The organism is Gelidibacter sp., assembly GCF_035577925.1.
In the GTDB taxonomy this organism is placed as follows: Bacteria; Bacteroidota; Bacteroidia; order Flavobacteriales; family Flavobacteriaceae; genus Gelidibacter.
In genome coordinates this window covers 1-4416 of sequence record NZ_DATJCY010000388.1, presented here as the reverse complement: position 1 = coordinate 4416, position 4416 = coordinate 1, and the positions used below count along the sequence as shown (strand labels likewise).

Sequence of the window (4416 nt, the reverse complement as noted above, 5' to 3'; positions counted from 1 at the left end):
AGCACTTAATGTGGCAGCAGTTCCTTGCGGAATATTGCCATAAACATGATTGCCATAAACTAAAACATCAAAATAAGACTGAATAATACTTCTCGGACTTTCTTTTTGACGTTCTATTCCAACCAGCGCACGGCTTTTTTCCTTCTCAAATTCTGCCTCGTCAAACGTTGGATAAAGTAGAATATCTTTAACAATATTCAGAATGTTTTCTTTGTCTTTAGAAGCAAACTTTGCATTTAGCAATGCATATTCCTTACTTGCATACGCATTTATATCAGCTCCTACAAAATCAAGCGCTTCATCCAAATGAGTCTTGGTATAATTTTTTGTTCCCAGTTTTAAGGCATCGGCAGTAAGTGATGCCAAACCTGCTTTTTCACCGTCATAAATAGAACCCGCCGGTAAAATAACCGAAAGCGCAATCACCGGAACATCACGCTGCTCCATCAAATTGACGACCAAACCGTTGGGCAACGTAAACGATGTATAATTAGGTAATTGAAAGGTTTGCGCCATGACCATTGCAGGCATTGCAAAAACGACCAGTATATTTAAAAGTATTTTTTTCATCAGATCCATTTCTTAATTTTCAACATTCGATTTTAAAATGCCCACAGTTCTATTGCTTTTTGAAAAGTATTTTTTTGCAACGTCCTGGATATCTTTTACGGTAACACGATTGTAGTTTTCGGGCGCACTGAACATTTTTTTATAATCTCCAAAATAGAGTTCGTAAGTACCCAAAGTGTTGGATTTTCCGTTAATCGTTTCCACTTGGCTATAAAACTCCATCAGTTTCTGATTTTTTATTTTCTGCAATTCAGTTTCGGTAATACCTTCACTTTTTATCTTTTCGATTTCAGTATAAATAGCATTTTCCAAATCTAATTCATCAACATCTCTATTAGCGATGGCTGCTACAGAAAACAAACCGGGATCAAAATTATTTCCAAACGATGTGAAAATACCGGTTGCCAACTGTTTTTTGTCAACCACTTCAGCATATAAGCGTGATGATTGTCCGCTGCCCAAAATTGAGCTCAGCATGCTGAGTGCATAATAATCGTCATTTTTGGTTTCTGGTGTGTGGTAAGAAATCATCACATACGGGCTGGCCACTTGCTTTTGATCAACAATACGGCGTTCTCCTTTTTGTGCCGGTTCTACGATATGCACAATTGGAGGTTCGGGTTGTGCAGGAATTGGCTCCAAATACTTTTGTGCCAGTTCTTTTACCTTTTCAAATTTAAGTGCTCCAGAAACGATAACAACGCAATTGTTGGGCGCATAATAGGTTTTGAAATAACGTTCCAAATCACTTTGGGTCCAGTTTTTCATATCATCTTCATAACCAATTACCGGCCAATGGTAAGGATGTTCTTGAAACGCTGTAGCCTGTACATTTGAAAATAATTGTCGCCATGGCGAATTTTCAAGTCCGGTGCGTCGCTCGCTCAACACCACACCACGCTCACTTTCTACCATAGAAGGTTCGATACTTAAATGGCCAATACGATCACTTTCCAAATCGAAAATCACCTCAGCAGCCGATGCCGGAAACCAATTGGTATAAACCGTAACATCTTCGGTGGTATAAGCGTTGTTGGAACCACCGTTGAATTCCATGGTTTGATCAAACATTTTAGGACCGTATTTTTTGGCACCATTAAACATCATGTGTTCAAAAAAATGAGACAACCCCGTAATTCCTTGGTATTCGTTACGGCTGCCAACTTTGTAAAACAAGTACATATTGGCGTTGGGAATTGAAAAATCCTCGACGACCAAGAATTTCATTCCGTTGTTTAAAACAAAAGTTTTAACATCATCTACCTTCATTTGCGAATGGCCCAATTGTGGAATTCCGAGAAGGAGTAAAAGAAGTAGTTTTTTCATATATAGATATTTATTGTTTTTTATTGGTGATATGTAATTCGCAAAACTTTATTTGTGATTGTGAATGAATTTTGGCCATGCTCATTTCATAAAGGAAGATAATAATTTCAAAAAGAATTAAACTTATAAATTATTCAAATTTAGGCACAACATTGTAATTAATTACGGAACTACGTTATTTATTTTCAATTAAATACCAAAAAGAAAACTATGACAATTGCCCTGAAAACAGTCTTATTTCTTGAACAGAACGTTTCTAACAAAAAGATAGCCATACTGGGCTAAAAATAGGTGCCAGAAACGATGTGCTACTCTTTTTAATGTTTGATGCCCAGCTTCCAGTTAATTCATAGACTACTCATATACGATGAATTATAAAATTTTAATATAGATTTAAACCAACGTTAAAGCCATCACAAAAACAATTTTTTAAGATATTTTTTACTGCGGATTTTCTAATTTAGAATGGAAATTTAAAATCTAAATATCATGAAAACTACCTTAGAAAATGCAAAAGAACGCTCTCATCAAGATACCGTAAATGTCCTTCAAGACTTATTGGAAAAAAACTATGATGCCGAAAAGGGCTATAAACAAGCCATGCAAGATGCCAAAAATCCAGCTTTAAAAAACTTTTTACAACAACAGGCATTGCAACGCAGCAACTTTGCCACAGCAATTGATAAAGAATTACATAATCTGGACGAAAAACCAATTGAAAAAGGAAGCATTGCTGGTGCTTTGCACCGTGCATGGATCGACATTAAAAGCTCCGTAGCGGGAAATGAAGACGAAGCCGTCCTTGAAGAGGTTATCCGTGGCGAAAAAAGTAGTGTTAACGAATATCAAAACGTTATAAATAATAATACGTTTTTAAAACCACAAATCAACTCCCTTTTAAAATCACAATTAAACACCATTCAAGACACGCTCAACCACGTAAAAACATTAGAGGATATTGCTTAAAAAGTGCTGATGGGTTTTGAATAATAACGATGGCATCTACCAACTTCCACCGCCACCGCCGCCAAATCCGCCACCGGAAGAACCACCTCCAGAGGAACTGCTTTTGCTTGGCGAACTCACCATAGTCGATCTGGTCGTTGCCATGGTATTGGCAAAAGAATTTGAGAACCTATTCATGGTCAATGGTGTCGTTGAGGTCGTACTGTACCAAGTTGGCGGTGGTACATGCAAAGCATCAAACTTATTAGCCCATTTATCAAACAGGCCAAAAGCAAGGGCATACCCCATGGTGGTTTCAAAATAATGGGGATCTTCAGCGATCAACATTTTTAATTTGTTGAGCTCGGCAACTTTTATAAACTGTCTAAAGCCTTTCAATTCTGATAAAGCAGCATTTCCCTCAGTGTTCTTTTTTATCATGTGCTTATTCATAAACAGCAAAAACATGGTGACTAAAACATAAGAAATCATGGCGATAATTCCCCAAGTAAATAACAATAAAGGTGCAAAAATAAGTGCTAATACCGCAAGTGCACCATAGGTTATATTGCGCGCTCGCTTGGCACGGGAATCATAATAAGGTTGTGCCTGCTTTACTAAAGAACTCCGGGCACTGCTCATGCTCGTGTAAAATTTATCTTTTAAACTACTTATCAAAACTTCTGTGCTTTCGGGAATGATGGCGTTTCCAAACAGTCCTTCAAATATGGTTTTTTCATAGCTGGATGCATCATCAGGTAGTGCTTTTAGGGCAATCAACTTGGTATCGGCTGCAGTAAACCAACCTTTTTTTGGGATTTCCTCAATCCGGAGAATACCTTTTGAACCCCAATACGGAATCAAAGCAATTAAATCATAAACATCGTCCGAATCATCAATTAAATAACCTGCCATGGCAGGATCCATGCCATCTGGTGGAAAATAACTTGTAATGCTAACCACTTTGTCATCTTTGCCATAGCGAACCCAAGTTTTATAAAAAGTACCAAGGAGAATAACCAATATGAATGTCCAGCCATAATCGGTCCAAAATGGCCAAAATGGCTTGACTTCGGCAATTGAGTTTGGCGGAAGATTGATCAACAGCGTCACACTTTCTCCATAATTTGAATAAAAACCAGATTTGCTTTTACCTTCAATAACACCATTTGCAACTATAAAATCAATATCCTGACTTGGCGTGTTTGTGCCAGAAATTCCAGAATATATAAAAAGGTCCTTTGGCGATATGGCAATGGAAGAAGGTAAATATATCTTAAACTCCATGTTCCTGAAAGTTGCCTGCCAATCGCTAGGTTTTAAGTTCCAGTAAAATTTAATACCATCGGTTTCATACAGAAAAGCATTGTGCACGCGATATTTGATTTCATAGTGTTGTGCACCATTTACGGTTTTATCTTTGTCGCCAATTTTTATCTGATACGTTCCTGTCAAATTTTGTTCAAATTGAAAAGGCGTTTTAAACTTATGTCCGGGTACGTCCACCTTATTTATTTTGATCTTTCTGATTTCTTGGTTACCAGCTTCGGTCAAAAGATCATATTTGGTTTGGAT

4 protein-coding genes are annotated in these 4416 nt (G+C 37.3%); 1 reads left to right on the top strand and 3 read right to left on the bottom strand.

All coding sequences use genetic code 11. From position 1 onward, the window contains the following. Both VNJ50_RS14570 and VNJ50_RS14565 read right to left on the bottom strand, forming a co-directional pair. Positions 1-570: M16 family metallopeptidase (locus tag VNJ50_RS14570; protein WP_325583026.1), on the bottom strand; the 570-nt coding region annotated here is incomplete at its 3' end. A 12-nt stretch (positions 571-582) separates the two neighbouring features. Further along, positions 583-1896 (bottom strand): pitrilysin family protein, encoded by a 1314-nt coding sequence (locus VNJ50_RS14565; protein WP_325583025.1) that lies wholly within the window; start codon positions 1894-1896, stop codon positions 583-585. A 489-nt stretch (positions 1897-2385) separates the two neighbouring features. Between VNJ50_RS14565 and VNJ50_RS14560 the strand changes: the two genes are divergently transcribed. Next, positions 2386-2862 (top strand): PA2169 family four-helix-bundle protein, encoded by a 477-nt coding sequence (locus tag VNJ50_RS14560; protein WP_325583024.1) that lies wholly within the window; start codon positions 2386-2388, stop codon positions 2860-2862. Between the two features lie 36 nt (positions 2863-2898). On the opposite strand, the gene VNJ50_RS14555 is transcribed toward VNJ50_RS14560, so the two are convergent. Beyond that, on the bottom strand, positions 2899-4416 hold a 1518-nt coding region (locus VNJ50_RS14555), incomplete at its 5' end, for a DUF2207 domain-containing protein (RefSeq protein WP_325583023.1).

Coding starts and splice junctions, on each gene's coding strand:
- VNJ50_RS14560 (WP_325583024.1), top strand. CDS start 2,386: ATGAAAACTACCTTAGAAAATGCAAAAGAACGCTCTCATCAAGATACC.
- VNJ50_RS14565 (WP_325583025.1), bottom strand. CDS start 1,896: ATGAAAAAACTACTTCTTTTACTCCTTCTCGGAATTCCACAATTGGGC.